This is a genomic window from Cesiribacter andamanensis AMV16 (genome assembly GCF_000348925.1).
GTDB classification, from domain to species: Bacteria; Bacteroidota; Bacteroidia; order Cytophagales; family Cyclobacteriaceae; genus Cesiribacter; species Cesiribacter andamanensis.
On record NZ_AODQ01000008.1, the window covers coordinates 1 to 26,692 of the forward strand.

At 51.4% G+C, this 26,692-nt stretch carries 23 protein-coding genes; 8 read left to right on the top strand and 15 right to left on the bottom strand.

All coding sequences use genetic code 11. The features are described 5' to 3' along the window. The 4 genes from ADICEAN_RS02540 to cysC all read right to left on the bottom strand — a co-directional run. A partial coding sequence (locus tag ADICEAN_RS02540) for an aminotransferase class I/II-fold pyridoxal phosphate-dependent enzyme (RefSeq protein WP_040396028.1) occupies positions 1–647 on the bottom strand: 647 nt, incomplete at its 3' end. A gap of 423 nt (positions 648–1,070) precedes the next feature. Beyond that, positions 1,071–2,348 carry a sulfate adenylyltransferase subunit CysN gene (gene cysN, locus ADICEAN_RS02545; RefSeq protein WP_009193947.1) on the bottom strand — a complete coding sequence of 426 codons (1,278 nt, stop codon included), beginning with the start codon at positions 2,346–2,348 and terminating at the stop codon, positions 1,071–1,073. 118 nt (positions 2,349–2,466) lie between these two features. After that, positions 2,467–3,372: a sulfate adenylyltransferase subunit CysD gene (cysD, locus tag ADICEAN_RS02550; RefSeq protein WP_009193948.1), complete on the bottom strand. Its 906-nt coding sequence runs from the start codon at positions 3,370–3,372 to the stop codon at positions 2,467–2,469. A 5-nt stretch (positions 3,373–3,377) separates the two neighbouring features. After that, positions 3,378–3,992 carry an adenylyl-sulfate kinase gene (gene cysC, locus ADICEAN_RS02555; RefSeq protein WP_009193949.1) on the bottom strand — a complete coding sequence of 205 codons (615 nt, stop codon included), beginning with the start codon at positions 3,990–3,992 and terminating at the stop codon, positions 3,378–3,380. A gap of 218 nt (positions 3,993–4,210) precedes the next feature. On the opposite strand from cysC, the gene cysQ reads away from it, so the two are divergent. Both cysQ and ADICEAN_RS02565 read left to right on the top strand, forming a co-directional pair. Beyond that, positions 4,211–4,993, top strand: coding sequence for a 3'(2'),5'-bisphosphate nucleotidase CysQ (gene cysQ, locus ADICEAN_RS02560; protein ID WP_009193950.1), 783 nt, complete (start codon positions 4,211–4,213; stop codon positions 4,991–4,993). 108 nt (positions 4,994–5,101) lie between these two features. Then, complete coding sequence (locus tag ADICEAN_RS02565) at positions 5,102–6,181, top strand: glycosyltransferase family 4 protein (RefSeq protein WP_009193951.1); 1,080 nt, start codon at positions 5,102–5,104, stop codon at positions 6,179–6,181. A gap of 11 nt (positions 6,182–6,192) precedes the next feature. Here the strand turns inward: ADICEAN_RS02565 and ADICEAN_RS02570 are convergent, their stop codons facing one another. Continuing rightward, on the bottom strand, positions 6,193–7,611 hold the full coding sequence (locus ADICEAN_RS02570) for a hypothetical protein (protein WP_009193952.1): 1,419 nt from the start codon (positions 7,609–7,611) through the stop codon (positions 6,193–6,195). Then, positions 7,608–9,029: an ArnT family glycosyltransferase gene (locus ADICEAN_RS02575; protein ID WP_009193953.1), complete on the bottom strand. Its 1,422-nt coding sequence runs from the start codon at positions 9,027–9,029 to the stop codon at positions 7,608–7,610. Before ADICEAN_RS02575 ends, ADICEAN_RS02570 begins: the two co-directional genes overlap by 4 nt. Before the next feature lie 214 nt (positions 9,030–9,243). On the opposite strand from ADICEAN_RS02575, the gene ADICEAN_RS02580 reads away from it, so the two are divergent. Further along, positions 9,244–10,752 carry an ArnT family glycosyltransferase gene (locus tag ADICEAN_RS02580; RefSeq protein ID WP_009193954.1) on the top strand — a complete coding sequence of 503 codons (1,509 nt, stop codon included), beginning with the start codon at positions 9,244–9,246 and terminating at the stop codon, positions 10,750–10,752. Here ADICEAN_RS02580 and ADICEAN_RS02585 read toward each other — a convergent pair. The 7 genes from ADICEAN_RS02585 to ADICEAN_RS02615 form a co-directional block, all read right to left on the bottom strand. Next, a complete protein-coding gene (locus tag ADICEAN_RS02585) occupies positions 10,743–12,332 on the bottom strand; it encodes an ArnT family glycosyltransferase (RefSeq protein WP_083879655.1) in 1,590 nt (529 codons plus the stop codon). The genes ADICEAN_RS02580 and ADICEAN_RS02585 overlap by 10 nt on opposite strands. 11 nt (positions 12,333–12,343) lie before the next feature. Continuing rightward, complete coding sequence (locus ADICEAN_RS02590; protein WP_009193957.1) at positions 12,344–13,981, bottom strand: hypothetical protein; 1,638 nt, start codon at positions 13,979–13,981, stop codon at positions 12,344–12,346. Positions 13,982–14,028: 47 nt separating this feature from the next. Continuing rightward, positions 14,029–15,984 carry a hypothetical protein gene (locus ADICEAN_RS02595; RefSeq protein WP_009193958.1) on the bottom strand — a complete coding sequence of 652 codons (1,956 nt, stop codon included), beginning with the start codon at positions 15,982–15,984 and terminating at the stop codon, positions 14,029–14,031. A 75-nt stretch (positions 15,985–16,059) separates the two neighbouring features. After that, on the bottom strand, positions 16,060–17,202 hold the full coding sequence (gene rffA / locus ADICEAN_RS02600) for a dTDP-4-amino-4,6-dideoxygalactose transaminase (RefSeq protein ID WP_009193959.1): 1,143 nt from the start codon (positions 17,200–17,202) through the stop codon (positions 16,060–16,062). Then, a complete protein-coding gene (locus tag ADICEAN_RS02605) occupies positions 17,199–17,912 on the bottom strand; it encodes a GNAT family N-acetyltransferase (RefSeq protein ID WP_009193960.1) in 714 nt (237 codons plus the stop codon). Before ADICEAN_RS02605 ends, rffA begins: the two co-directional genes overlap by 4 nt. Next, positions 17,887–18,858, bottom strand: coding sequence for a glycosyltransferase family 2 protein (locus ADICEAN_RS02610; RefSeq protein ID WP_009193961.1), 972 nt, complete (start codon positions 18,856–18,858; stop codon positions 17,887–17,889). The genes ADICEAN_RS02605 and ADICEAN_RS02610 overlap by 26 nt, the downstream gene beginning before the upstream one ends. Before the next feature lie 43 nt (positions 18,859–18,901). Further along, positions 18,902–20,086: a tetratricopeptide repeat protein gene (locus tag ADICEAN_RS02615; RefSeq protein ID WP_009193962.1), complete on the bottom strand. Its 1,185-nt coding sequence runs from the start codon at positions 20,084–20,086 to the stop codon at positions 18,902–18,904. A gap of 296 nt (positions 20,087–20,382) precedes the next feature. On the opposite strand from ADICEAN_RS02615, the gene ADICEAN_RS02620 reads away from it, so the two are divergent. Together ADICEAN_RS02620 and ADICEAN_RS23120 are read left to right on the top strand one after the other, a co-directional pair. Then, a complete protein-coding gene (locus tag ADICEAN_RS02620) occupies positions 20,383–22,797 on the top strand; it encodes a glycosyltransferase family 117 protein (RefSeq protein WP_009193963.1) in 2,415 nt (804 codons plus the stop codon). Beyond that, positions 22,691–23,350, top strand: a complete 660-nt coding sequence (locus tag ADICEAN_RS23120; RefSeq protein WP_083879656.1) for a hypothetical protein — start codon at positions 22,691–22,693, stop codon at positions 23,348–23,350. The genes ADICEAN_RS02620 and ADICEAN_RS23120 overlap by 107 nt, the downstream gene beginning before the upstream one ends. Before the next feature lie 119 nt (positions 23,351–23,469). Here the strand turns inward: ADICEAN_RS23120 and ADICEAN_RS22520 are convergent, their stop codons facing one another. Next, entirely contained in the window at positions 23,470–23,628 is a 159-nt protein-coding gene (locus ADICEAN_RS22520; RefSeq protein ID WP_009193965.1) for a hypothetical protein, read from the bottom strand. 68 nt (positions 23,629–23,696) lie between these two features. Beyond that, the gene (locus tag ADICEAN_RS02625) at positions 23,697–24,473 is read right to left on the bottom strand and encodes a class I SAM-dependent methyltransferase (protein ID WP_009193966.1); all 777 of its coding nucleotides are present in this window, start codon (positions 24,471–24,473) and stop codon (positions 23,697–23,699) included. Between the two features lie 238 nt (positions 24,474–24,711). Between ADICEAN_RS02625 and ADICEAN_RS02630 the strand changes: the two genes are divergently transcribed. From ADICEAN_RS02630 to rlmB, 3 genes are read left to right on the top strand one after another with little or no spacing between them, the layout of a single operon-like run. Beyond that, on the top strand, positions 24,712–25,929 hold the full coding sequence (locus ADICEAN_RS02630; RefSeq protein WP_009193967.1) for a GWxTD domain-containing protein: 1,218 nt from the start codon (positions 24,712–24,714) through the stop codon (positions 25,927–25,929). Then, positions 25,902–26,279 (top strand): RNA methyltransferase substrate-binding domain-containing protein, encoded by a 378-nt coding sequence (locus ADICEAN_RS23810; protein WP_009193968.1) that lies wholly within the window; start codon positions 25,902–25,904, stop codon positions 26,277–26,279. The genes ADICEAN_RS02630 and ADICEAN_RS23810 overlap by 28 nt, the downstream gene beginning before the upstream one ends. Then, positions 26,183–26,674, top strand: coding sequence for a 23S rRNA (guanosine(2251)-2'-O)-methyltransferase RlmB (gene rlmB / locus ADICEAN_RS23815; protein ID WP_394330739.1), 492 nt, complete (start codon positions 26,183–26,185; stop codon positions 26,672–26,674). Before ADICEAN_RS23810 ends, rlmB begins: the two co-directional genes overlap by 97 nt. The last annotated feature ends 18 nt before the right edge of the window (positions 26,675–26,692 follow it).

Sequence of the window (26,692 nt, forward strand, 5' to 3'; positions counted from 1 at the left end):
TTGCCGTTAAAGCTCAGCGCCGACAGCCTGCCCCAGTTGCCCGTATGGGTACCTTTGTAGTACGAGCCCAGGGATTCGGCCGCATCTTCGATCAGCACCAGACCCATGCGCTCGCAGAGGGCCACGGCTGCCTCCAGATTGACCGGGTGGCCAAAGGTGTGCATGGGGACAAAGGCCGCAATGCGCCGTCCGCTGTATTTGTTGTACAGGCCATCCCTTTTTCGCTGACCGATCTCCTGCAGGTAGGCTTCCAGCGCAGCCATATCCACCCCCAGCGAGGCCCGCTCACTGTCCACAAAATGGGGAAGGGCCCCACAGTAGGCCACGGCATTGGCAGTAGCGATAAAGGAAAGGGCCGGCATCAGCACCTCATCGCCCGCCTGTACCCCGGCCAGCAGCAGGCAGATGTGCAGGGCAGCCGTACCATTGACCGTTACCACCGCCCGCTTCACCCCCGTATAGGCCGCCAGGTCCCCCTCCAGCCGGTCAACAAACCTGCCCACCGAGGAGACCCAGCCCGTATCGATGCACTCATTCAGGTATTCCTTTTCCCGCCCCCGGAACATGGGCTCATGCAGCGGCAAAAATTGCGCTTCCGTAGCCGTTACCTGGCGGATGGTCTGGATGATCTGGCTGGGGAGGGTCATGGGGGGGGGTGAGGTATGGGATATGAGGTATGGGGTAGTGGCCTCTACCAAGGCCTATCTATACATCTATGCAGCCGGCGTTTCCAAATTTGAGCGAAGCTACGGTAAAGGTACGATTGCCCCCCTCTGCGAGGGGGCGTAGGGGGAGGCAAGGTACCCACAAAGTACGGCAGCGGCCTTAGCTTATTATTAGCTTAAGATACGTATGCCTTAATATCTGCTCCCGCAATTTTTTTAGGACTGCTGGTCTCCTCCCCTAGCCGGGCGCCCCCTACACTCCTCCAAAGGGGGATAATCGTACCTTGCCGCATACGTTCGAACAACACAAACCATCTCTGGCAACAATTACTTTAACAGCATCACTTTAAATCCCCACCAACTTAGCCCCTCTCTGGAGGAGAGGGGTTGGGGTGAGGTGTTCCTCTAAATAATCATCCCCGCCCCTACCGTTTCATTGGTAAACTGATCGATGAGGATAAGCGAACCGGTGCTGCGGTTGCGGGTGTAGGGATCGAAAAAGAGCGGCTCGGTAGTGCGCAGGCTGATGCGGCCAATCTCGTTCAGGCCCAGCGTAAGATCATCTTCGATCTTGTGCAGGGTGTTGATGTTCACCTTGTAGCGCACTTCCTTCACTATGCACTTGCAGGTTTTGGTGGTGTGCATCAGGATGTACTTGCCCTTGGGCTGCAGCGGCTTCTGGTTCAGCCAGCAGATCATCAGCTCCAGGTCCTGCCCGGACTGAGGCTGGTTGTTGGGCTTCACCAGCATATCGCCCCGGCTGATGTCAATGTCATCTTCCAGGGTAATGGTGACCGACATGGGCGCAAAAGCCTCGTCGATGGGCCCCTCATGGGTATCGATGCGCTGAATTTTGGAGCTGAAGCCGGAGGGCAGGGCCACCACCTCATCGCCTGGCTTGAAAACCCCACCGGCAATGCGGCCGGCATAGCCCCGGTAGTCGTGCCATTTGTCGGACTGCGGCCGGATCACATACTGCACCGGAAAGCGGCTGTCCACATGGTTGTGGTCGTTGCCAATATTCACCGTCTCCAGCGTATAGAGCAGGGTAGCCCCCTTGAACCAGGGCATGTTTTGGGAGGGCTCCACCACATTATCTCCCTTCAGGGCACTGATGGGGATAAAGCGGATATCGGCGATGTTGAGGCGGGAGCTGAACTCGGCAAACTCCTTGCGGATGGCTTCAAAACGCTCTTCGCTCCAGTCCACCAGGTCCATTTTGTTGACGGCCAGCACCAGGTGCTTGATCTGCAGCAGGGAGGCGATGAAGGCATGGCGGCGCGTTTGCTCCACCACCCCATGGCGGGCATCTACCAGCACTATGGCCAGGTTGGCCGTAGAAGCACCCGTTACCATGTTGCGGGTATACTGGATATGGCCGGGGGTATCGGCAATGATGAACTTGCGGCGGGGGGTGGCAAAGTAGCGGTAGGCCACATCAATGGTGATGCCCTGCTCCCGCTCGGCCCGCAGGCCATCGGTGAGCAGCGACAGATCCACATATTCGGTGCCCCGCTGCTTGCTGCTGCGCTCGATGGCTTCGATCTGGTCTTCAAATATGGCCTTGCTGTCGTACAGCAGCCGGCCAATGAGGGTACTTTTGCCATCATCCACACTACCTGCCGTGGTAAAGCGCAGCAGGTCCATGGTCAGGTAGCGGTTGGTATCTATGGGTGAGTCCATGGTAGTTTGAGAAGTTAGTAGATAGAAGTAAGAAGTAAGAGATTAGAAGTTAGAGGTATGAAGTAAGAGAACTTGGGGTATGTCTTACTTCTTACTTCTGACTTCTTGCTTCCTACTCCTAAAAATACCCCTGCCGCTTTCGATCCTCCATGGCGGCTTCGGAGCGGCGGTCGTCGGCGCGGCCGCCACGCTCGGTTATCCGGGCGGAGGCTACCTCCTGGATGATCTTGTCCAGGGTATCAGCCTCGGACTCTACGGCGCCGGTGCAGGAGGCATCGCCCACGGTGCGGAAGCGGATGGTACGCAGCTCGTACTGCTCGCCGTTGACCAGGGTGATATAGGGGTTTTCGGCCAGCAGCACGCCGCCGCGGTTTACCACCCGGCGCTGGTGCGAAAAGTAGATGGAGGGCAGTTCCAGGCCTTCCTGGGCTATGTACTGCCACACGTCCATCTCCGTCCAGTTGCTGATGGGAAACACCCGGAAGTGCTCGCCAGTATGCTTGCGGCCGTTGAAGAGGTTCCAGAGCTCGGGCCGCTGGTTCTTGGGGTCCCACTGGCCAAACTCGTCCCGGTGTGAGAAGAAGCGTTCCTTGGCGCGGGCCTTTTCTTCGTCGCGCCGGGCGCCGCCAAAGGCCGCATCGAAGCCCCGCTCCTCGATCATATCCAGCAGGGTGATGGTCTGCAGGGCGTTGCGGCTGGGGTTGGGTCCTTTTTCTTCCTGGGCCTTGCCCTGGCGAATGCTTTCTTCCACACTGCCCACGATCAGTTCCACGCCCAGGCGGTCGACCAGTTTATCGCGGAATTCAAGCGTTTCGGGGAAATTGTGCCCCGTATCGATGTGCATGAGCGGAAAGGGCATTTTGGCCGGCCAGAAGGCTTTTTCGGCCAGGCGGGTGAGCACAATAGAGTCTTTTCCACCCGAAAACAGCAGCACGGGACGCTCAAACTGGGCGGCAACTTCGCGCATGATGAAGATCGCTTCTGCCTCCAGCTGCTTCAGGTGACTTAAATTATAGGATGCCATGCGTATTAGCTTGGATTTTGGGGGTGTATGCGGTGAATAAGGTGTTGGTAGAGCTGCTCCACGCACTGGGCTTCGGAGGCCGCTTCGGTATCGAGCAGCAGCCAGGGCGCTTCGGGTTCTTCAAAGGGGGCGTCCAGGCCGGTAAAGTTTTTGATCTCGCCCCGGAGGGCTTTGACATAGAGGCCTTTCACATCCCGGCGGGCACACTCGGCAAAAGAGCATTTTACATACACCTCCAGCAGATCGGCCTCCCCTATGATCTCCCGCGTTTTCTGGCGGGCCTCCCGGGTAGGACTGATAAAGGAACAAAGGGTGATGATGCCGCAGTGCAGGAACAGGCGGGCAATTTCGGCGGTGCGGCGCAGGTTTTCCTGCCGGTCGGCCTCACTGAAGCCCAGATCGCCGTTGATGCCGGAGCGCAGGTTGTCGCCATCCAGCAGCTGGGTCAGGTAGCCCTCGGCATGCAGGCGTTTTTCCAGTGCCTGGGCAATGGTGCTTTTGCCGGAGCCCGACAGGCCCACCAGCCAGACCACCACGGCCCGCTGCTGCAGCAGGCGCTCTTTCTGGCTACGGTCCAGGATACGGTCAAAGATAGGATGAATGTGCTCCACCGGATACATTAGTAAGAACCAGCTGCAAAACTACGGCATTTTGGGGAAAATAAACAGGGGATGGGAGTACTGGTTTGTGTTGGCTGAACAAACCACCGCCTCCGGGCCAGGTACCAACCACCCCGCCCTCCGGGCGGGGTGGTCCAGTTCTGCCTCCAGCAGATACCTTCCCCACTTCTAGCAATTATCCCCTATATTTGCCCCTACCGTCATTCGACCCCTACTACATGACCCCAACTCCTACCCTACTCTCCCAGGAAGACATAATCTACCTGCTTGAAACAGCCCGCCTGGCCGGCGCCGAGATCCTGGCCGTCTACCACAATGCTTCCCTCTTCAATGCCGTAGACTACAAAGCCGACGACTCCCCCCTGACCATAGCCGACCAGCGGGCGCACCTGCTCATTGAGAAGCGGCTGCAGCAGCGCTTTCCCCACATCCCTATTCTCTCCGAGGAGGGAAGCCACATCCCCTATGCAGAACGGCAGCACTGGAGCCGCTGCTGGCTGGTGGACCCCCTGGACGGCACCAAGGAATTCATTAAGCGTAATGGGGAATTTACGGTAAACATTGCGCTGATTGAGCAGGGCAAGACCCAATGGGGTGTGATCTATGTGCCCGATGGAGAAGTGCTATACTGGGGGGGCGCTGCGTATGGAGCCTTTAAGCAAGCCGGGGGGGTCGAGGTGCAAAAGCTCCAGGTCAGCAACAAAGAACAAGACCTGATCGCCGTGGGCAGTCGCTCCCATTCCGGGGAGGAAGACGAAGCCATACTAAAGCAGTACCCCATTAAAGACTTTGTCTCCTCGGGCAGCTCCATCAAGTTCTGCCTGGTGGCCGAAGGCGCCGCCGACCTTTACTACCGCGGCAAGCCCACCATGGAATGGGACACCGCCGCCGGCCAGGCCATTGTGGAAGGCGCCGGGGGCCAGGTGCTGATGGGGGATAAACCCATGCGCTATAACCGGGAAAACCTGCGGAACGGGAGTTTTATGTGTAAGGGGTTCTAAAGAAGGCTTTCAGTACTATGTACACTATCATCCAGTCTAAAAAACTATCCAGCGGCCGAAAGTCCCTCTCCCTGGGGAGAGGGATTTAGGGTGAGGTTTCTCCAACCCATGAACATCCTCTTCATCGTCCCCTATCCGGAAGGAGAAGCCCCCTCGCAGCGCTTTCGCTTCGAGCAGTACTTTCCTGCGCTGAAAGAAGCCGGCCATACCTATGCCGTAGCCCCATTTCTGGACAAGCCAACCTGGCAGATCCTGTACCAACCCGGGAGAGGGGTACACAAAGCACTAGGGATCCTCAAAGGACTCCTGCGCCGCCTGGCCCTGCTCCCCTCCCTGCCGGCATACGACTGGGTGTTCATCCACCGCGAAGCCGCTCCCCTGGGCCCTCCCCTCTTTGAGTGGCTGATCACTAAAGTGTTTCGCAAGCGGGTAGTCTATGATTTTGACGATGCCATCTGGCTGCCCAACACCTCGGAGCAGAACCGGATGGCCGCCCGCCTGAAATGGCACCAGAAAGTGGCTGCCATCTGCCGCTGGAGCTACCGGGTAAGCTGCGGCAATGAGTACCTGCGCCAATGGGCCAGCCAGTACAACGCTAATGCCGTGTACATGCCCACCACCCTGGATACCGAGCGGGTACACAACCGCCTAAAAGAGCACAACGAAAAGGAGGAAGTAGTGATTGGCTGGACCGGCACCCACAGTACGCTGAAGTACCTGAAGCCCCTGGAGGGGGTGTTACAGACACTGGCGGCCCGCTATCCCAGGCTGCGCTTCTTGATCATCTCCAACCAGCCCCCTACACTGGACCTGCCCCGCCTGGAGTACCGGCCCTGGAACAAGGAAACCGAAATCGAAGACCTGCTCCGGATGGACATTGGCATCATGCCCCTGACGGAAGACCCCTGGTCGGAAGGGAAATGCGGCTTTAAAGCGCTGCAGTACATGGCGCTGGGCATCCCGGCGGTAGTTTCGCCGGTGGGGGTAAATCGGGAGATGATCCAGGAACATGGAGGGGGTCTCAGTGCCCAACATGAGCAGGAATGGGGGCTGCTGCTGGAAAGGCTTATTCCGGATGGGAAGGCACGCAGCAGAATGGGTGCCAGGGGGCGGAAAACAGTCGAAACCAGCTATTCAGTTTCTGCCTGGGGCTCGCATTTCCTGAGGCTCTTTGAGCTGGAGTGCTAAAAGCAGGCAGTTTACTTCCATTCCAGCCTGTTGTTGGGAAGTACAAAGGATTCCACCTCCTTCGGTTTGCGGATGATGCGCACCCTTTTTCTGACAACTCGCTTAGGTTTGGGATAAAGAATCAGCACCAGGCCGATCACATAAAACGGAAGCATCGGAATTTTATACCGAACCAAGGAGCCAAAGTTGTAGGTTGAAATGCCAATTGCAAAGGCAAAGATCAGTGAATATACCAAAAAAGAGAGAATTGTAGGTTCGCTAATCATCTGGGCAAAAGATCTGGCAATCCCCCTTTTATAAAAGACATAGATTGTAAAGCATAATAAGGCAAAACTCTCAAGCGCTGCCATAAGCATTGTTATATTCTTAACCTCCCACAAGTAAGGCCGAAAAAGTGTTACGTTAACTGCTGGCAGTGCCTTTCTAAGCATGCCTGTTGTGCTGTAGTCGAAATCGCCAAGTGAATAGCCAGACCCTCCATCTACCGCACTCATATAGGATAGCCATCGGGCAGTTGTTTCTGCGGTATAGGCAAGACTTTCCAGGTTGTAGCGCTGACTTTGCTGGCCAAAATAGCTAATGGCATAAAAGCCCCCTCCAAAGGCCATTGCAAAAACAAAAGGACCAATTACAAAGCGTACAAAAGCGTTCTTAAACTTATCCTTGTAAATGAGCAAGACCCAAAGAATCAGGGCAGGAGCAATCGAAAGCAGAATATAGATCTTTACCAGCTGGATTACCAGTACTGCCAGTGCCAGTACGATCCAGGAGAGCACAAACTTTCTGCGGAAAATAGTAATGTTCAGGAAAGCCCAAATCATAAATCCCAGCGCTGCAAACGTAAGGGTATCTTTGAAAATACCGCTCCCCCAGACCACGACAGAGGGTACACAGAATACCCCTAAAAAAAGATATCGCTTAATGTGGGGAAACATTCTGGCCAGCCCCAGCAGCATGCACCAGCTCCCTAAAAAAGAAATGAAAGAGAATAGAAAAGCATTGCCCATGTAGGACCCGAAAGTGATCAGGTTAGTTATGCCTAATACTCTGCACACAAAATACGTAGGTTCGTCGCCCCAGAAATAGATCTTTCGGGCATGGTTAATGTACACATTGGGATCTATATTATCCTTCCCGACAAACACAAGCTCGAACCAGGCAAAAAAAGAATCGCCAAGGGACTCATAGATCGTTTTACCCCCCAGGTGATACATAGTAGTATCCCCTCCTCTGTAATAGTATTCATAGATCAGGGAGATAAAAAGAGCCCCGATCAGCTTTAATCCTATTCCCCACCACCAGTAGCGCTCAGGGAGAATTGATTTTTTAGGTTTTAGAAGGGAGGCAAAAATAAGAATGAGAACTATTATGAATAGCCCCATAAAGAGATCAATTTGCCCTAAAAAGATCGCCAGGAACATTGTATTCATAATAGCTTACCTTTAGACGGCTGCAGCCACTTTATAGCCAGAGGGCACAACAGTAATAACATAAGCACATCGGCCTGCAAAATATAGCGCATTTCCAACTGGCGAATTCCTATGCAAATGAACAGATACATAAAAAGCGGAAAAGCAGCCACCGTCCATGTTTTGTATGTTCTGAAATAAAACAGGCTCCCAAAGGCAAGTATTAAAAGGACTGAACGATAGCCGAATAGAATACGAACCATAGCCGACCCCTCCCCCTTTGTTTCTGATTTAAGAAAAAGCTTCTTAATATTTTTACCCGGAACATACAAGGCTGCCTGCAGAGGCTTCCTGTTTCGGTAGAGCATAGCCAGGGAATCAAACAGTACGGTAGCCTGAGCTGTACACTCCTCTGTGTACACAGGCTCATGGGCTGCAAAAGCTTCTCTGGCCTGATACTGAAAGCCTTTGCTACAGGAAAGGGTCAGTATCAGAGCCCTTCGGGCTATGTTTCTCTCCTCTTCCGTAGCCAGTACCTGCTCGGGAAAAACAGCTATTGTAGAATCCTGAAACACCCTTTCGGTATAATAATCCACATCCGTTTCCCATAGTTGCACCCAGTTACGAAAAGCATTATAATCGGAGGAGTACTCGGGATAGCCCGCAGTAGCTGGTTTGAGTAGGATAACTTCATTAGCCTGCAGATAATTCCGAATGGGCCAGGCTACGTATACCACCAGAAACCCTGCCATACACAGGCTGCCCTGAAGCACCATCGTACGGATTCGAAAACGGGATTCCCACAAAATACCCAAAAAAGGCACAAGCAGTAAGGCTCCAAGATACATTCTGGTGAGAAGACAGGCAGCTGCCAACACCCCTATAGCTACATATCCCCAGCGTTTGGTTCTCCAATACACAAAGGCATAAAAGAAGAGCACTGTTAGAAATGTGGCAAAGAGCTCGGTACCGATAACCGGTATCCATACCACCGTAAAGGGATAGAGCGCATAAACCAAGGCAAGTACAGGAGCCGCAAGAGGATGAAAAAAGCGTTGACTTATTCGATATAACAGAAAAATGGCCACAACATCCAGCAACAGTTGCGATATCACTACCGCCTGCAGACCCAGGCCAGGACCAAAGAGAAAAAAGTGGAGCAGCAGAAAAAACGGATACCCTGGCTCTCTACCAAAGTAGGCCTCGGGATTCTGTGTATCGAAGGTATATTCACCAAGCACAAGCAAGTTTTGGGCAGAGAAAATATACGAATTACTATCCCCATTGTAGGCCGCAAGTCCCTCCAGGTTGGGGTAAAAGGCTTTGCTGGCTACAAATACGAATAAACAGCGAAACAACATTCCCAGCGCCATGATCCAAAAGATCAGTCCTGGCAGGCGCAAAAATTTTCTTAGTAAATACACAGGTGCAGCACTCATTCTGTAGGCAATGGCATGAAGAGGCCAAAGCAAGAAGGAAAGGTATAAAAAAAACTGCTTCCATTCACTACCTGTAAGACAGGAGTTGCCTGAGAACTGGGCGTTTATTCAGCAAACTCCTCTACTCGATCCTAGTGAAGGAACCGAACCTTTTTTACCATAGAAAACTCGTACATAAATTGGTTTTGAAAGTGTCGGAAAGCAAATTTACTCTATGGTAGAAAGCACGGCTCCCCGCTCAGATGTCTATGATTCGCACCCCCGATCCATTCGTTCGTATAACTCGACTATACCTGCAAAAGCATGGTATTGGGGTTTTGGACTATGGCTATTCGTGCTGATCTATTGCTATGGACATGCTTTTAAATCAAGTGCTGTAAATGAAGACGCCGGCTATTACTTAAGCGTAGCCCGCGATCTATATGAAGGGGAAATGTTGTTCCGAGATGTTGCCACGCATTATACACCGCTCGCCTATGCGCTACTTGCTCCTTCCTTTCTGGTAGATAAATATGGCGCACAGCTAGTTGTGTTCTACCTGATTCTCCTGCTATCGGCCTACCTGATTTATAAATTTCTGCAGTTGGTGGCAGGCTCTGGTAAGGCGTCTTACTTTGGCTCTTTCTTTTATCTGTTTGCTGCATTTGCGCTTGGAGGCTATCAAAGCCTTCTAGAGCCTCTGGTGAATGTATGGGCCATATCAGGCCTATATCTGATTTTTCATATGCGCAAACGGTTTAGCATCTGGTTTCTAGTGGGCGCAGGTGTATGCACGGCCTTGTCTTTTTTAAGCAAGCAATTCGGCCTAATGATCATTATTCCAGTGGCACTGGCGATACTACTCCCTGGTGAAAACTATCAAAAAAGTGTTAAGCAGCGGGTGAAAATGTTAATAGTATATGGCCTGGCAGCCTTTTTACCCATTGCTGCTGGTTTACTTGTAGTGCGGAGTATGGAAGTTGATCTTGTAATAATTCTTACTCAATGGAGTGGTGGTGGTTATGGCGACCATAGCCTGTTCCAGTACCTGAAAGCAGAACTATGGTTTCTGCTTAAGACAGCGCCCTTTTTACTACTGATGATAGTAGGCAAAACAGCTTTTCGCACCCATACGAGCAGTATTCTGGTCCTGCTTCTAGCACTCCTTGCCTTTAGCTTGCCACTTTATTTTAAAACCTATCCCCATTATTTTCTGCTGCAGCTTCCATATATATCCATGCTTGCCGGGCTTTTGCTTTTAGTCGGCATAGAAAGCAGGACCAAAAGGGGGCTACCAAAGCTTGTTTATCTACTGATGTTTATACTCCCTTTGGGCTATTACACGTATCGTGCTGTGGCTACCACCCTCCATATTTACGGGCAAGACCGAAGTGCTCAACTGAAAGTTGCCACAAAGGTGAAATCGGCTGTTGGCAGCTCCAATACCCTGGTCCTAGACCATTACTACCTCTATTATCTTGCTAACCTGGAGCCTCCGTTAAAATCTGAGATGGGGTACAGCTATCTGAATTCGTACGAACATAAGCCCAGCACATTGCAGGAATTACTTAATCAAGCCGACTTCTTAGTGGTGAGTGATGCTACTGTTAAAGGCAATGCCCAGATCATGTCCTATATACACCATCAGAGCCAGAAGATTATACAGCTGGAGCCAGGGCTTAGCTTGTATCAGAAAGTAGATGCTCCTACTGCTAAAAAGCAGGACAGTACAGCTCAGGAATGAGCCTCCGCTGAAAGCTGTTGATTTGCCGATCTCCTTCTTCTTTGCATATAGGATTTCATCCCTACATAAAGCTGCCAGAGAAGCCAGGCCAGCGTACAATACAGCAACGGATAGGTCTGCAGCATATACCTGACTTCTACATAGCGTACTCCCCACAAACCAAAACATAGAAAAAGGGCCGTAGATACATAGAAAGTACCAAACAGGATCTTCTGCTGCACCTGCCCTTTCGCAAACAGGAGAAAAAGGAAGATACTGGCATGTAAGAGTACATTTAGTCCATACAAGCCTGTTTTTATCAAGAGCTGCAGCAGGCTGTAGCCGTCTGCTGAAGGTTGGAGCCCCGCATAGCCCGAGCTATAACTATGAAAAATAAATTCTTTGTAAAGCTTAAGGGGTGTGATGACATAATAACGAAATGGGGCGTTCGCTTTAAACTGCTCGGTCAGCTCCAGAAAATGTTGCTTTACCTCCTCTTCGCAGAGAGGAGGAGTTTCGCCCGGCCCGTAGGCTCGGATGCCAATACCCTGCTCAAGCTTAAACCGATAGCAATCCTGCAGAGCCAGTAACCCCCTCCTTACATCCTCCCGGCTATATCCCTGAAGCGCATAGGCGGGAAGTGAGGCTACATAGGCATCAATGGCATAAGTAGTTTCCTCCTCTGCGCCACGTATCAGCTGAAAGCCAAGCAACTCGGCCCTGGGCCTGTCCCATGCCGACCACCAGCCTCGAAAGGCATTCTGCCCTTTTCCCCAGATCATGGGATCTTCGTGGTAAAATTTCTCGAGCACGATCAGATCACCGGTAATGCTATAGTTCCGCACTGTCCATGGCAGCAACAGCAGCAGTAATCCTACCGAAAAATACAGACCAGCGCTGAAATAAGACCAGCCTCTGCGTATTAACAGGTAGAGCACTAGCACTGCAAAAGCCAGGATCAGGAACAGGTTAAGCGGCCTGGTGAGCACCATGGCAGCTGCAGAAAGCCCACAGAGCATCCACCATCCCGTCTGCATTTTCTTCAGGGCTTTGTAAAAAAGGAAAAGTGTGATTACCACCAGACTAGGGTGTAGGGCTTCGGTAATGGTTGAATACAAGCCCACCATAAGAAAAGGAGAGCTTCCATACAGGATGCCTGCAGCATAGCTTATTCGTGAATTCTTAAAAATATCCCAGCTGAGCAGCGTGAGTAAAACAGCTGAAAAAGCGAATAAAAAGCATTGTGTAAACCGGATATAATAATGTGCACCGACTTCACCAAAAAGAAGATAATGAGCACCATAGAATAAGGGGTAGCCAGGTGTACGCCTGACAGCCATATGGGGGTTTCCAGGATCTAATGTAAAGCCCTCCCCCTTCGCATAATGCCTGATCTGCGGCAGGTACCATTCATTATCGACACTGTAGACCGTATACCCATGTACCAGGCTTTGCCCATTCTGTATTTCATTTGTTGGGTTAAGTTGTTTGATATGATATCGATTCAACTCATTGATACCAACAGATAATAACAGACTGAATATGAACAGAAGAAGTAAATAGCGCTTTGAGGGGGGATGGTTGGAAAAACGTAGTGGCATAGCATTACCTTCTAGCGGCTCTGGATGAAATAGAGACCTTCCAGTTCGTCTCTATGAGTGGTCTTCAGCTGAAGTGGTATTTTGTAGGTTTCCTGACAATACCGTTCTAACACCTTTTGTAGACCAGGCTCATCCGTCAGCAGAACGCCCCTTCCGGACTGCAACAGAACAAGAAAGGTGGCCGCCCCTCTCTGCTGAAGAAAATTCTGCGCGGTAGGACTTCCTGAAAACCATCCGCTGATATAGACCCTTGAGAAGTCAGTAACATCCCGGCTCGAACTGCCGGTAATGTAAGTTAGATACGGAAGGGCGGGTGTGCTGAAGCGACCTGCCAGAATCAGGGTTTTGTCTTCCAGTACTGCTAATTGCTGCAGTTGCTGAAATTGTCTCCCATAGATTCTTCTGTTTTCTATCGTCCGGAGGGACGAGTTGCCTAAATAGGTTGTAAGCACAAATAGGTAAAGCCCAATACCCCATACAGGAAGATGAATGGGGAGTTTATTTAGAAAACTTCTAAAGAAAATAAATACAAGGGGCAAATGAAGCAGGAAGAACACTACACGCTCTTTTAGGTTTTTTTCCAGGAGAATAACCAGCAGCAGCAGCAGGCTACTACACAGGCAATACCAGAGGGAAGGACGTAGTGAAGCATTGTATGCAAAGATGAGCAATAGCGGTAAAGCGAGCAGGTACACACTCCAAGGCGTGCTATAGTAAAAAAAATAGTAGATATCCCCTGGTATACGCTTAAGATAGTGTTGAAGGGGCGCTGCCAGCTTTTGCGACCGCTGACAATTCAACACAGCCTGAAGGCGGTCTGGTGCAGTGTAGGGAAGGCTGGCATTCCGGAAAAGCAGAAAGGCAGTTTCCGTAAATCCATTTTCCAGAAAGCAATCCTGCAGCACCTGAGGAGTTGGATTGTCCTGCAACATGCCCCTGATCTGGTTATAGCTATAGAAGTCTGAATATCCGTTTTTTTCGTAATAGGATTTATCAAAAGTATAGAGTATTATAAACTGCAGCAATAACATACCCACAAATACTCCCAAACGTACCAGAGCAATCTTTTTATGATAAAAATGAAAATACAGAAAAAACAACAATAGGAAAGCAGCGACTACCATTGCCACTTCTTTCCGTACTAAAAAGCTAAGACCCAAAAAAAATAGAGCGCCTACAAAAGTGCCCCAACCACTCTGGCTATCACTAATCAGGATAACTACACAACACAAACCGGCCAGGGCCAGGGTATAGGACAGGGTGGTGAATTGCAAAAACAGGACGCTATGAAACAGGATCGGAACCAGGAGAAGATAGGCTTTTGTAAACTGTTCCGGTCCCGCCAATCGCCTGATGGATCTTATAATAGAGAGGTGGCTTAGTAGGGTGGCTATCAAAAAAAACCAGAGATAACTATTATAGGTAGCCAGTAAGGCATTGCTTGCTTTAAACAGCAATCCCAGCAGTACATTTATAAAGACCAGGTATTCACTTGTTTCAGCACCCCAGATCCCCGAGGAGATGAGCATCATGAGTACATCGTCGTTCTCCTCAAAGCGGTATAACCCGCCTAATAGTATAGTTAATAAAAGGAATAAATGAAAACCTAGAATAACTGGAAAAGAAACTAATGTGGTAATTCTTTTCATGGTGATAGAGGCACGCTCTAACTGAATTTTAAAATACTAATTTCAATCTACTCACACACCGGCAACTCAATATGATAGATTGAAATTTCATTACTTCTTAACAACAAGTTATAGTGAGAGAAAATATGTAAGAGGGTATCATTTTTCAAATCAGAAACGTAAATCTTTGGCTGGGCTACCCTTATAAAGTCACATACAATCCCTTGATTGGGTTTCAATAAACGTTGTCTTTGCTTGAATCTATTCAAGGAAGAATTGAAAATATATTTTTTTTCAATACTAATTGCTTGTTCATCAATAGGATGTAGTGGCAAATCCAAAATAATGATTGGCTCAAAGAAGAATCTGTCAGACAGATAAAGGAAATAGTTATACCCCAGATTATAAACGTTTAAATTTTTAGTGAAAATATTAGTCTCCGGCGCAATATTTTTGGAAAATAAAATAGTTTGCGGGTAAGGCGTATCAACAATATCTCCAAAATCAGCTTGCATAACTTCTCTTGAATTCATGAGTGTATCACACTTACTCGCCCATTGCTTATTTATTGGAAATGTATTTATACCGTTCAACAATATAAGGAGTGACAAGACAGGAAGAAGAATGTAATGAAGAGCATACCCTTTCATGAGTGAGAACAGAAAATAGAATAGCATGAAACTAATTATAATAAAGGCGGGTACAGAAAAAAACTGTACTGAGTCCAACATATTATGAAGTAGCGCCCATGTCGAAGAACAAACTATTAGCATACCATATACAAAAAGCAAGACTAGCTTTAAATTCTGTATCCGTTTAGCTACATGCTTAATAGTATAAAAGCGCGTCAGATATACTACTGTAATAAAGAGAATAATAAGTACAGGCACATAAACTATATGGAGCTTTAGGATTGAGCCAACAAATATTCTGCCCATCAGAAGAAATTTAGAAATGCTTAATTCAAAGCTTTCTCCTGAATCTAAATCTGAAAAAGAATATTGACCGAAAAAATCATTAACGACTCCATAGAAGATTAAATAAAAAGCAATACTTGCAGTAATTACTGTAAGCTGCATAGTAATATCTTTTATAGAATTTTTTCCATATAGCTGATATAGAAGGAGTATAGCTACGCCACCAAATGTTACGGGCGCTATAGTTATAGAAACTGTAGAGGCAATTAACAATGCAAGAACAGCCCTGTAAAACGCTCTTTTCGACACGTAGTAAAGCGCCAATCCTAAACCTATATAAGGTGGCATATATTTAATCAGGGTAGGTCCTTGTGCAAATACCGAGAGATCAGATAGAAATCTAAACTCTTTATAGAAATCAAAAACATATCCATGAAGGAAAAGTCCGATCAGAGAGACAAAATAACACATCACATCAGGACCATTATAGAGCTTCTTAGCAAGGATGAAAAAAATATAGCTAATATAAAAGAGCAACACAGCAGGTACAGCGACCTGTAGCACATAGATAACAGGTATTTGTGTAAGGGAAGATATAAAGACTGTGAGATGTAATTCAAAATAATGATAGGGTGCTGCAGAGACTTTATTAACTGAATCCGGAGTGACTGTCTCCACCGAAAAATATTTTATATAAGCAGCTACTTTAGCATAGAAACCATCATCTCCCAACCCAAGATCATTACAGTCTACCCATAACGAACGCATGGAAAAGTACGAAAAGAAGAGAGTGAAAACGATAAACTGCAAAGCATACAGCTTATAACTGTGCTGTATTACCTCACTATTACTATAGCTTACTTTGTTGGTCCCAATTAAATCATATACCAACAATGCAAGTAATCCGAAGGTTAGCAAAAATATCGTATTCCCATTGGTATTGATAATTGCACAAATGCTCACAAGTAGCATAAAGGTTATTACTGGAAATGTATTGGAGATTTGTCGACCAAGGAGTATGTGGAGTATCTGGCCAGCAATTACAGGTATGATAAGAACGCAAATACAGACAAAATATAGCAGGAGTAAATCCAGATAAGAGAGCATGCTTTTATAGTAGTGATGCTGAAAATGGGAGGATGGTGTATCTTAAGGGGGTAGATGCTGAATCCTAGACTTAATCTAAATCCTATCGCTTGTAGAAAAGAAAGATAAAATTTCCCTACTAATAGTAGATAGGTGATCGTCAGCTAACTCATAATAGAGAGGCAGTCTAACCAAACGTTCTGAATAAAAGTCAGACCAGGGCAATATCCGTCCGTCGTGTTTTTCTGTGTAGAACGGACTTTTGTGAAGCGACAAATAATGAAAGACCGCCAGTACTCCCCTTTCCTTCAGATAGGCAATGAGCGCCTCCTGTTCGGCCGGGCTATGGCATACCACATAGAACATATGCGCATTATTGGTGGCAAACTCCGGAATATGCGGTAGCCTCAGCTTGCCAGCCGCTGCCAGGGGGCTTAAAGCAAGCTCGTAGTGTTTCCAGAGTTGGCAGCGCTTTTCCTGTATCTGCTCCAGGTGCTCCAGCTGGGCATAAAGAAAGGCCGCTACCACCTCAGAAGGCAGAAAGGAGCTGCCTACATCTACCCATCCATACTTATCCACTTCTCCTCTGAAGAAAGCGGTACGGTTGGTGCCTTTTTCCCAGATGATCTCCGCCCGTTTTTCAAAGCGGGGATCATTCACCACCAACATCCCCCCCTCTCCGGCAATGATGTTTTTGGTTTCATGAAAGGAAAAAGCGGCCAGATGGCCAATGCCTCCCAGGGGCCGCCCCTTGTAATAGCTGTCGATGGCCTGAGCGGCATCCTCTACAACAAAAAGCCCATACTTGTCTGCCAGGGCCATGATCTTGTCCATGTCGCAGGCAATGCCGGCATAATGTACTGGTACAATTGCTTTTGTTCTGGGGGTGATCAGTTCCTCCAGCCGATCGGCATTCAGGTTCGGATTGTCTGCTGAGCTGTCGGCAAATACAATCCGTGCGCCCCGAAGCACAAACGCATTGGCGGTAGATACAAAGGTATAGGAAGGCATGATCACCTCATCGCCGGGCTGTATATCGAGCAACATGGCGGCCATCTCCAGCGCATCGGTGCAGGAGGTGGTGAGCAGGCATTTTCGGAATCCGTACTTCTCCTGAAAGAATTGCTGACATTTTTTGGTGAACATGCCATTGCCCGACAGTTTTCCTGAATTAACTGCCTGGTAGATATAATGGGTTTCCTTGCCGGTGAGGTAGGGCTTATTGAAAGGAATGTTCATGCCGATTGCCAAAAATGATAAATATTCTGCGCTTCTTTGATCTGATAGCCATTATACTCGTAGAATCGGCACGCCTGCTGATTCTGCTTTTGAGTTGCTACTTCAACTGATGAAAGACCAGCGGCGGCGGCCAGACTTTCTACTCGTCTGATTAATGCTGACCCTATCCCTGTACCTCTAAACGCCGGATTCACAGCTAACAGGCCTATTTCCACATAATCCTCTTTTCGCTTGTCGGTGATAAAGCCCGCTATTTCTGTGCCAACACTATAGGCCCACACATGATCTGCAATGGTCCTATCTAAAGACCGATCGAGCCAGGCAGTATAGAGACGGTGATACTCCTGCTTGACAAAATGGGGGTCTGTTCTAAATCTGGAGTGCTGCCCACTCTGCAGGGCAAGCTGCAGCAGCAATTTGTACTGATAATCTACTCTGCCACAAACATCCTGCAGAGCCAGCCCTGACGTGCAGGCTTGCGCCAGATTCGTTTTTGCGTAAACAAGCTTCGTATCGGCCAGTCTCCCTCCAGCTTCAAGCATATGTGTATTTGACTGCTCATCATCCGGCGAAACAAACGCATACACTAAAGTGAAGGCGCTTTGCAGGAGCTGCCTTCGAAGGCTGGCCGGGTCAGTTGCCGAATTAGACGCTAGTACACCAACCGGATAGCCAAAAAAATCACTATCCCACTGTTTTGAAGTGATCATGACCGTTTACTTTATCCGCTACTATATACACCGGCCTATTTTTCACCGCTTCAAAGATCTTTCCTATATATAGGCCTACCACCCCTATCAGCGCAATGACAATTCCTGCCAACAACCAAATGGATACAATTAAACTGGCGTAGCCCATTACCAGAATAGCTCCCCGCAGGTACTGAATGATGACAATTAGGGCACCAACCAGAGAAAAAAGAGAGATTAGGGTGCCTAGCTTAACGGTAAGCCGCAGGGGTTTATCAGAAAAAGACAAGATGATATCCAGCGCCAGACGAAGCAGCTTGGCAAAGTTATAGGCACTATTTCCTTCGGCACGGGAAGCATGTTTTACATCCAGCGAGGTCTGCGCAAAGCCTACCCAGCTGACCATAGAGGGAAAATACCTGATCTTGTCGCCCATACTGACAATGGCTGTGATCATGCGTGCATGATAAATGCCAAAATTTGCCACCGTATTATCGTAGGGTACGCCGGTCAGATAAGACAGGATTCTGTAGAAGAGCAGAGAGCTAGTACGCTTAAAAAACCCATCCTGCCGCACAGCACGGCGAGCCAACACAGCATCATAGCCCTCTCGTGCCTTTGCATATAAGTGTGGGATCTCTTCGGGCACATCCTGCAGGTCGCAGTCCATTACGACCACCCACTCTCCTCGGGCATGCTCCAAGCCTGCAGTAATGGCATAATGTTGCCCAAAATTACGGCTCAGCCGAACGCCTCTCACAAAAGAATGCTGCCCTGCCAGTGCCGTAATGGTCTCCCAGGCTGGGCCCGGCCCACGATCATCCACCAGAATGATCTCAAACTCGGATGTAAGGGGCTGGAGTGCATGCGAAACCCTGTGGACCAGTTCAGGCAGGGTAGCAACAGCACCATACACCGGGCTAATGACAGAAATATGAACAGGAGAAGGAGAACTCATTTTGACCATAGAAAGGTGCAAAATAGTGTTTCCTTTCGGAGATAACAACCGCTTACATCTCCTTCAGCTTCGCCCGGGCCCGCTCATGCGCACCGTGGCTGCGGCTGCCGTACTTCTTTACCTCCTTGTAGTAGCGCTTGGCCAGCTTTTCGTCGCCGTCTTCCTTGGCCATGTCGCCCAGGGCCAGCAGGCTGTAGAGCATGTAGCCGGAATCCAAGTCGTTGGAGCTTTTGGCAAAGGCTATTACCCGCAGAAAGTAGGTGCGGGCCTCTACGTGGCGGTTGAGCACATCGTACATCTGGCCCAGGTAAAAGGCGGCATAACGGCCGCTGATGGCCTCGTAGCCCGGCATGCGGCTGTCGATCTTGTGCAGGATGTTCTTGGCTACCTCTTCCAGCTTGGTGTACTGCCCGGTGGTATACAGCATGCGGGCATAGTAGCGGTGAAAGTAGGGGTTGTCGGGATAGGTCTTGTGCAGGTACTCCGAAATGCGTAGAGCCTCGTAAGGCTTGTTCTCATCCAGCGCCAGGATGCGCATAAGGTAATACTGGGCCTCGGTGCGGGTATAAAAGGCGTTCTGGGCCACATCTTTCAACTGCTGGATGCCCCGCTTCTGATCGCCGCTGGGAAAGAACATGAGGATGGGCTTCAGCAGGGGGTAGTTCTTGGGCACCCACTCGGCATAGTAGTTATAGAGGCCGTCGCCAAAGAGAAACTCGGAGCCCAGCTCCTGCTTTTCCGTCTTCATGTCCAGGTACTCCAGGGCCTTTTTGCCGGTGACGGCAGCCTTGCGCCAGTTGCTGCGCTCGGAATGCAGACGGCTCTTAAAGGCCCAGGCGCCGGAGAGGAAAAAGCGGGCCTCAGCATTGTCGGCATCTTTGGCCAAGATGCGCTCGGCCAGTACAATGGTAGAGTCCATGTATAGCATAAAGGGGCCGTCGTAGCGCTCCTCCTCAATGTTGGGCATGATCTTCCACCACTGGCTCAGGCCCATGAGGAAGTAGGGAAGGGGGTGATGGGGATATTTCTGACGGATCCAGCGAAACTGCTGCTCGGCCTTGGCAAACTTGAAGTTGTACATATGGTTGATGGCCTCTGCCGTTTCCATCTGCAGGGTCATGTCCATCAGCAGCAGCTTTTTTTCCCGCGCCGAAAGCTCGGGGGCTTCTACAAGCTGGGTTTGCGCAGAAGCAGAAAAACCGCCCACCATCAACAACAGCAACACAAGGTATCTCATAGCGATCGCATCACAAAAGGGTGCTCCATCAAGCGTAATGTAAGTATAATGAAAAAGTGGGCATACTAGTTCGCCCATGTGCCTTTTCCCCTATTTTTAACGCATTGGCGGCTTCATTTTTTATTACGGCGAAATGGAATAATTTTGCAGGGGGCCAATGGGCCCTGATGCGTTTTTAACATTATTTAACAGGGATCTGGGGCGCTACAAGGCACGGAAGTCACACAGCAGCCGTTGGATACCCAATAACTAAAACAGGCCGGGCCGTGTGTGCCCCGCAGGTGAAACTTGAGACTATGCGTACGTTCAAGCGAACAAATGATCTGGTAGGCTGGGGAATTTTTCTTCTGGCTCTTGTGGTGTATGGCCTTACCGTAGAGCCTACGGCCAGCTACTGGGATGTGGGCGAGTTCATTGCCGCCTCCTATAAACTGGAGGTCCCCCACCCCCCCGGCGCCCCCTTCTTCCTGCTGATCGGCCGCATGTTCTCCCTTTTTGCTCCGGATGTGGAAACGGTTGCCCTCTTTGTGAACTGGGTGAGCGTGGTGGCCAGTGCTTTTTCCATCCTGTTCCTGTACTGGAGCATTGTGCTGCTGGCCCGCAAAATGGTACGCGCCCCCCTGGGTGCCGAAACGCCCCGCCAGGCCATGCTCATGATCGGTAGCGGCCTTATTGGCGCCCTGGCCTACACCTTCTCGGATTCGTTCTGGTTCTCGGCCGTAGAGGCAGAGGTGTATGCCATGTCGTCCTTCTTCATGGCCATAGTGGTATGGGCCATGCTTAAATGGGAGCTGATCGACGATGCCCGCATGGCCAACAAATGGCTGATCCTGATCGCCTACATCATGGGCCTTTCCATAGGGGTTCACTTGCTGAACCTGGTGGCCATACCGGCCCTGGCACTTATCTACTACCACAAGCGCTACACCAACTACACCCTCAGCGGCACGCTGCTGGCCATGTTTATGGGCCTGGTAATTGTGGGTGTGATCATGGTGGGCATAATCCCCGGCCTGCCCTCGGTGGCCGGTTCGTTCGAGATCTTTTTTGTGAATGGGCTGGGGCTGCCCTTTGGCTCTGGCATGATCTTCTTTGCCCTGCTGATGCTGGGCCTGCTCATCTGGGGCCTGTTCTACAGCATCAACAAGCGCATGGTAGACCTGAATACGGTGCTGCTGGCGCTAACTTTTATCCTGATCGGCTACTCCAGCTATACACTGGTGGTGATCCGCTCCAATTACAACCCGCCCATCGACGAGAACAATCCCGAAAACCTGATCGCCTTTGTGTCTTACCTGAAACGGGAGCAGTACGGCGACCGCCCCCTTTTGTACGGCCACTACTTCGATGCTCAGCTGGAAAGCTACGATCAGGGCGATCCGGTGTACCGTAAGGGGGAGAATAAGTACGAAATCGCCTCCTACAAGCCCGTGCCCGTATATGCCGAGGGCACCCGCATGACCATACTGCCGCGGGCCTACAGCACCCAGCCGGGCCACCAGCAGCTGTACCGCCAGCGCATGGGCCTTGCTGCCCATGAAACGCCCGGTTTTGGCGATAACCTGGCCTATATGTTCAACTACCAGATGGGCCATATGTACTGGCGCTATTTCCTGTGGAATTTTGTGGGCCGCGAGGGCGATTACAAAGATGCCGGTGTGCTTACCCCCTTCAATGCCGGCGCCGAGCTGCCCGCATCGCTGGCCAATAACAAGGCCCGCAACAACTTCTGGGCCCTGCCCCTTATTCTGGGGCTGGTGGGCGCCTTCTGGCAGTTCAAGCAGGACCAGCGCGGCTTTGGCTTTGTGCTGCTGCTCTTTTTCCTGACGGGCCTTGCACTGATCCTCTACCTGAACTCCCCCCCTATTGAGCCGCGGGAGCGCGATTATATTTACGTAGGCTCCTTCTATGCCTTTGCCATGTGGATCGGCTTTGGGGTAATGGCGCTGGCTGAGCTCTTCAACAAGGCCTTCAGCAAAAACCAGATTGCCGCCCCTGCCCTGGCCACCGCCCTTTGCCTGCTGGTGCCCGGCATTATGGCCGCCGAGGGCTGGGACGACCACGACCGCAGCAACCGCTATTTCTCGGTCGATTCAGCCAAGAACTTCCTGGCCTCCTGCGCCCCCAATGCCATTCTGTTTACCGGAGGTGATAACGATACCTTCCCGCTCTGGTATGTGCAGGAGGTAGAGGGCTTTAGGACCGATGTGCGGGTAATTGTGCTCACCTACTTCAATACCGACTGGTACATCGACCAGATGAAGATGAAGATGAACGACTCGGAGCCCCTGCCCATTAGCCTGAGCAAGGAAACCTACAAGCAGGGCGGCCTCAACGATGTGGTGTACTTCTACGAGAACAAGAACCTGAAAGGGGCCCTGCCGCTGGAGCAGTATATGCAGCTGGTGCGCGATAACCACCCGGCCATTCGCCTGGCTACCCGCACCGACGAGGTAAATACCATCCCCAGCCGCACCCTTTCGCTGAACCTGGACACCACCCGCCTGCTGAATAGTGGCATTGTGCCCCAGGAGATGCGGGAGCTGCTAAGCGACAAGATGATCTTCCGGATGAATGGCAATGCGCTGGAGAAAAAAGAACCTGATGCTGCTAGACCTGCTGGTGACCAACAACTGGGAGCGCCCCATATACTTCAACAACACCTCGCTGCAGAGCATTGGCCTGGATCTGAGCGCCTACATTGCCCATGAAGGCACTACCTACCGCCTGCTGCCCGTGCGCAACCCCAATCCGCAGCAGGAGCTGGTAAACACAGAGGTGATGTGGGAAAATGTAATGAATAACTTCCACTGGCGACAGCTGGACAATCCCGATGTGTACTACAGCGAAGATTACCGCAATTTTATTCTCAATCACCGGGCCGCCTTCAATACCCTGGCCGGCGCCCTTATTGATGAGGGCGATGAGGCGCGCGCCCTGCAGGCCCTGCACAAGAGCCTGGAGGTAATGCCCGATGCCACCTTTGAGTACGACTATGCTACCGCACTAACCGTTCAGCTGCTGATTGAGGCCGGCGATGTGGAGCGCGCCTCGGAGATAGCCTCTGTCATGGCTGCCCGCGCCGATGAGTTCCTGGCCTACCTGAACCGGGAGAACCGGGACATTGGCAACCAGCGCCAGTACCACCTGGTGATCCTGAACCAGCTTTCCAGAGCCCTTGCCGCCGGCGGCCGGGAAGAGGAGGCCATGCGCTACCAGCAGATCCTGGGCAAATATTATCCAGCCGCCCTGCAGCAACGCTAGGAGCCTGGTTGACATTATGAAAAAGCCCCGGGTGCCAGATGGTACTCGGGGCTTTTTTTAACCTGGCCCTGCAGGCCAGGCTGGAAATATGTCGCCCCCTTGGGGCTCGGGACACCAGCCTACGTCACCCCTAAGCCCCAAAGGGGCGGCATAATCAGAGCTTGGCCTGTCAGGGCCATGCGATACATGCAATCATCGGTACCCATGCAATCATCGGTACCCATGCGATCATCGGTGGCCATGCGAATATCGGTGCCCATGCGAATATCGGTTGTCATGTATCGGTGCCCATGCGACAAATGCGTCACATGCGACACATACGATCCGTGCAATCCAGGCGCCCCTCCTACTTCCGCGCCACCAGAAACAGATCCAGGCTCTGGGCCGGCTGCTGGCTGATCAGGTAATCCTCATGGCTCAGCTCCTGCACAAGTCCCTGGTTACGGGTGCGCAGTAAACTACGGTTCAGGCGGTTCATGATCTCGTAGGGCACCTTTAGCAGGCTGGCCGGCAGGCGGTGCTGCAGATCCAGAATGTCCCAGCGGGTCAGGCGCTTTACGGATTGCTTGTTCTCTTCATAATAGCGCATCACCTTTTCATTACCGGTAATGCCCAGCATCTGCACCCCCTTGGGACCAAAGATAGCAGCCGCCAGAAGGGTCAGTTCATCGGCGGCATATTCCCGGATGTGCCAGGGATTGCGGCTCAGGCTGAGGGTACGGTTGGGAGTGGTCAGGTAAAGGGTACCCCCCGGTTTAAGAATACGGTGCAGCTCTTCCAGAAAGGTGGTATCGTTCAGGATATGCTCGATCACCTGAAAGCACAGCACCACATCGTACGTGTTGTCGGGCAGCGGAATGGGCGGCATCATAGTTTCGATAAACTCCACTCCCTTCATGCCCCGGGCCCTGCCCTGGGCAATGGCCGTGCTTTTGTCAAGGGCGGTATAGCCCTCACTTCTGGGGGCCAGCAGCTCCAGGCCCCGGCCATCGCCACAGCCGATTTCTGCAACAAAACCGCCGATTTTATCTTCTACATACAAATAGGGCTTCAGCAGGCGTTGGTGAATAGGATTATCCGATGCCAGGGTTTCTGAGGTAACTTCCGTCTTAAAAAGGGCCATGCGAACAGCTTAGTAGTAACTTTTTAGGTGTAGCCAGACAAAAATAGCCCTTTTTCGCATACCTTGGCAGTACTCCGGGCTGCCAGCCTAGGTTTATGGGGCTAAGTGCGGTATTTTAGTCTGGATTCTTTCACATTCAGAACAAAATACCAGCCCTGGCTGCCTGCAGACAGCCCGATAATTTTTGTGGATCACCTTATATGCCCCCTGCCCGACCGGTGCCGGAGGCTTTTTAGATATGAAGAACCGCTTTATACTCCCCCTGCTGCTGGCCCTGCTGCTGTGTGCCAGCCCCCGGGCCACCGCCCAGAACCTGAGCAGTGCCAACCTGGCCTGGAAGTACCAGCCCGATGCCCCCCTGCAGCTGGCCTGGGAGTTGTACCAGCCCCAGGGGCAACTGCCCCAGCTGGTGATACAGCTGCAGCAGAGCCAGCCCCTGCGCACCCGCTCCCTTACGGGCAGGGTGCATTACCTGGATAGCCTCAGCAGCCCCCGCCCCATGCACCTGGCGCCGCTCTTTGAGGGGGTACCCAAAGGAGAAGCCGCCACCACCGTTCGCCATGCCATTGATACCAGCCGGGGCGCCCAGTGGCTGGTGCTGGAGCTGCAGCATACCTCCGACAGCCTGCGCACCTTCTGGTACCCCCTGCACCTGCGGGACCTGCTGCATTTTGGCGCGGCCCCCTTCTATTTACAGCAGCAGAATGCCCCCACCTTTACCCCCTTTCTGCCGGTACGCGAAACCGTAGTGCCCAGGCTGGAAGCGCAAGGGGTAGACAGCCTGTTTCTCTTTCTGTACCAGCATGATTTTGGCCCGGCCCCTTCGCCCATGACGGTAGCCTCAACCGCCGCCAGCACAAAGATGGACATCAGCCAGCGCCGGCGCATCCCGGCCGGCCAACCCCTGGAGCTTCAGGCCGAAGGCTTTTACTTTCTGCAGGCCGATACGCTAAGCCTGCAGGGCAAGGGGGTACGGGTAGAGAACCGCTTTTTTCCCAGAACCCGCACGCTGGAGGCCTTTGCAGGGCCCATCCGCTACCTGAGCACCAATGAAGAATGGGCCGAGCTGGAGCGGGAGGGCTTCAGCAAGCAGGCCATTGACCGCTACTGGCTGCGCATGACCCAGTCCGAAGACCGGGCCCGGCGCATCATTCGCAGCTATTACCGGCGGGTAACGGCCGCCAACCGCCTCTTCACCTCCTTTAAGGAGGGCTGGAAGACCGACCAGGGCATGATCTATGTGCTCTACGGTCCGCCCGATGTGGTGCAGGCCCGCTACGATGGCGAGCTGTGGATCTACCGGTCAAAGGGGGATATTCCCGAATTAAGCTTTACCTTTGTGCGCACCGTAAACCCCTTTGCGCCGAACTACCACCAGCTGGTGCGGAACAAAGACTATGCACGCACCCACTTTCAGATAGTAAGTAGATGGAGAAGAGGCCAAAATTTACCATAGACCGAAGAAAAGAAGGAGAGCCCGACCTGATCTTTGGCACCCGCGCCGTGCTGGAGGCCCTGCATGCCGGCCGGGAAATAGAAGACCTGCTCATTCAGCGGGACCTGAACAACGACCTGATCCGGGAGCTGAAGGCCGCCGCTGCGGCCATCGACCTGCCCTACCAGAAGGTGCCGGCCGAGAAGCTCAACCGCATCACCAAAAAAATCATCAGGGGGTGGTCTGTTTCCTCTCCCCCATCCGCTATGCGCCAGTGCAGGAGATTCTGGCCGCCACCTTCGAGCAGGGCAAGATGCCCCTGCTGGTGGTGCTGGACCGCATTACCGATGTACGAAACTTTGGCGCCATAGCCCGCACAGCCGAGTGCCTGGGGGCCGATGCCATAGTAGTGCCCAGCCGGGGCAGCGCCCGCATCAATGCCGATGCCATGAAAACCTCTGCCGGCGCCCTCAACTTCCTGCCCATATGCCGGGAGCCTAACCTGAAGGATACCCTGCGTTTCCTGAAAGACAGCGGCCTGCAAATTGTGGCCTGCACCGAAAAAGCCGAAAAGACCCTGGCCGAAAACGACCTGACCGGGCCTATTGCCATTCTGATGGGCTCCGAAGAGGATGGGATCTCACCTGAATACATGAAATTTGCCGACACCCAGGCCCTGATTCCCATGGCGGGCCAGGTAGAGTCCCTGAACGTTTCCGTAGCCGCCGCCATCTGCTTGTATGAGGTGGTGCGGCAGCGGGGGTAGCGCAAAGCGTGAATGCCA

Excerpts from the sequence above, each read along its gene's own strand:
- ADICEAN_RS23810 (WP_009193968.1), top strand. The coding sequence starts at position 25,902 with ATGGAGAAGAGGCCAAAATTTACCATAGACCGAAGAAAAGAAGGAGAG.
- rffA (WP_009193959.1), bottom strand. The coding sequence starts at position 17,202 with ATGAACATTCCTTTCAATAAGCCCTACCTCACCGGCAAGGAAACCCAT.
- ADICEAN_RS02625 (WP_009193966.1), bottom strand. The coding sequence starts at position 24,473 with ATGGCCCTTTTTAAGACGGAAGTTACCTCAGAAACCCTGGCATCGGAT.
- ADICEAN_RS02580 (WP_009193954.1), top strand. The coding sequence starts at position 9,244 with ATGGTAGAAAGCACGGCTCCCCGCTCAGATGTCTATGATTCGCACCCC.
- ADICEAN_RS22520 (WP_009193965.1), bottom strand. The coding sequence starts at position 23,628 with ATGACAACCGATATTCGCATGGGCACCGATATTCGCATGGCCACCGAT.
- ADICEAN_RS02585 (WP_083879655.1), bottom strand. The coding sequence starts at position 12,332 with ATGCCACTACGTTTTTCCAACCATCCCCCCTCAAAGCGCTATTTACTT.
- cysD (WP_009193948.1), bottom strand. The coding sequence starts at position 3,372 with ATGGCATCCTATAATTTAAGTCACCTGAAGCAGCTGGAGGCAGAAGCG.
- ADICEAN_RS02565 (WP_009193951.1), top strand. The coding sequence starts at position 5,102 with ATGAACATCCTCTTCATCGTCCCCTATCCGGAAGGAGAAGCCCCCTCG.
- cysC (WP_009193949.1), bottom strand. The coding sequence starts at position 3,992 with ATGTATCCGGTGGAGCACATTCATCCTATCTTTGACCGTATCCTGGAC.
- ADICEAN_RS23120 (WP_083879656.1), top strand. The coding sequence starts at position 22,691 with ATGCTGCTAGACCTGCTGGTGACCAACAACTGGGAGCGCCCCATATAC.
- ADICEAN_RS02615 (WP_009193962.1), bottom strand. The coding sequence starts at position 20,086 with ATGAGATACCTTGTGTTGCTGTTGTTGATGGTGGGCGGTTTTTCTGCT.
- ADICEAN_RS02630 (WP_009193967.1), top strand. The coding sequence starts at position 24,712 with ATGAAGAACCGCTTTATACTCCCCCTGCTGCTGGCCCTGCTGCTGTGT.
- ADICEAN_RS02620 (WP_009193963.1), top strand. The coding sequence starts at position 20,383 with ATGCGTACGTTCAAGCGAACAAATGATCTGGTAGGCTGGGGAATTTTT.
- cysQ (WP_009193950.1), top strand. The coding sequence starts at position 4,211 with ATGACCCCAACTCCTACCCTACTCTCCCAGGAAGACATAATCTACCTG.
- ADICEAN_RS02595 (WP_009193958.1), bottom strand. The coding sequence starts at position 15,984 with ATGCTCTCTTATCTGGATTTACTCCTGCTATATTTTGTCTGTATTTGC.
- cysN (WP_009193947.1), bottom strand. The coding sequence starts at position 2,348 with ATGGACTCACCCATAGATACCAACCGCTACCTGACCATGGACCTGCTG.
- ADICEAN_RS02590 (WP_009193957.1), bottom strand. The coding sequence starts at position 13,981 with ATGAAAAGAATTACCACATTAGTTTCTTTTCCAGTTATTCTAGGTTTT.
- ADICEAN_RS02570 (WP_009193952.1), bottom strand. The coding sequence starts at position 7,611 with ATGAATACAATGTTCCTGGCGATCTTTTTAGGGCAAATTGATCTCTTT.
- ADICEAN_RS02575 (WP_009193953.1), bottom strand. The coding sequence starts at position 9,029 with ATGAGTGCTGCACCTGTGTATTTACTAAGAAAATTTTTGCGCCTGCCA.
- ADICEAN_RS02605 (WP_009193960.1), bottom strand. The coding sequence starts at position 17,912 with ATGATCACTTCAAAACAGTGGGATAGTGATTTTTTTGGCTATCCGGTT.
- ADICEAN_RS02610 (WP_009193961.1), bottom strand. The coding sequence starts at position 18,858 with ATGGTCAAAATGAGTTCTCCTTCTCCTGTTCATATTTCTGTCATTAGC.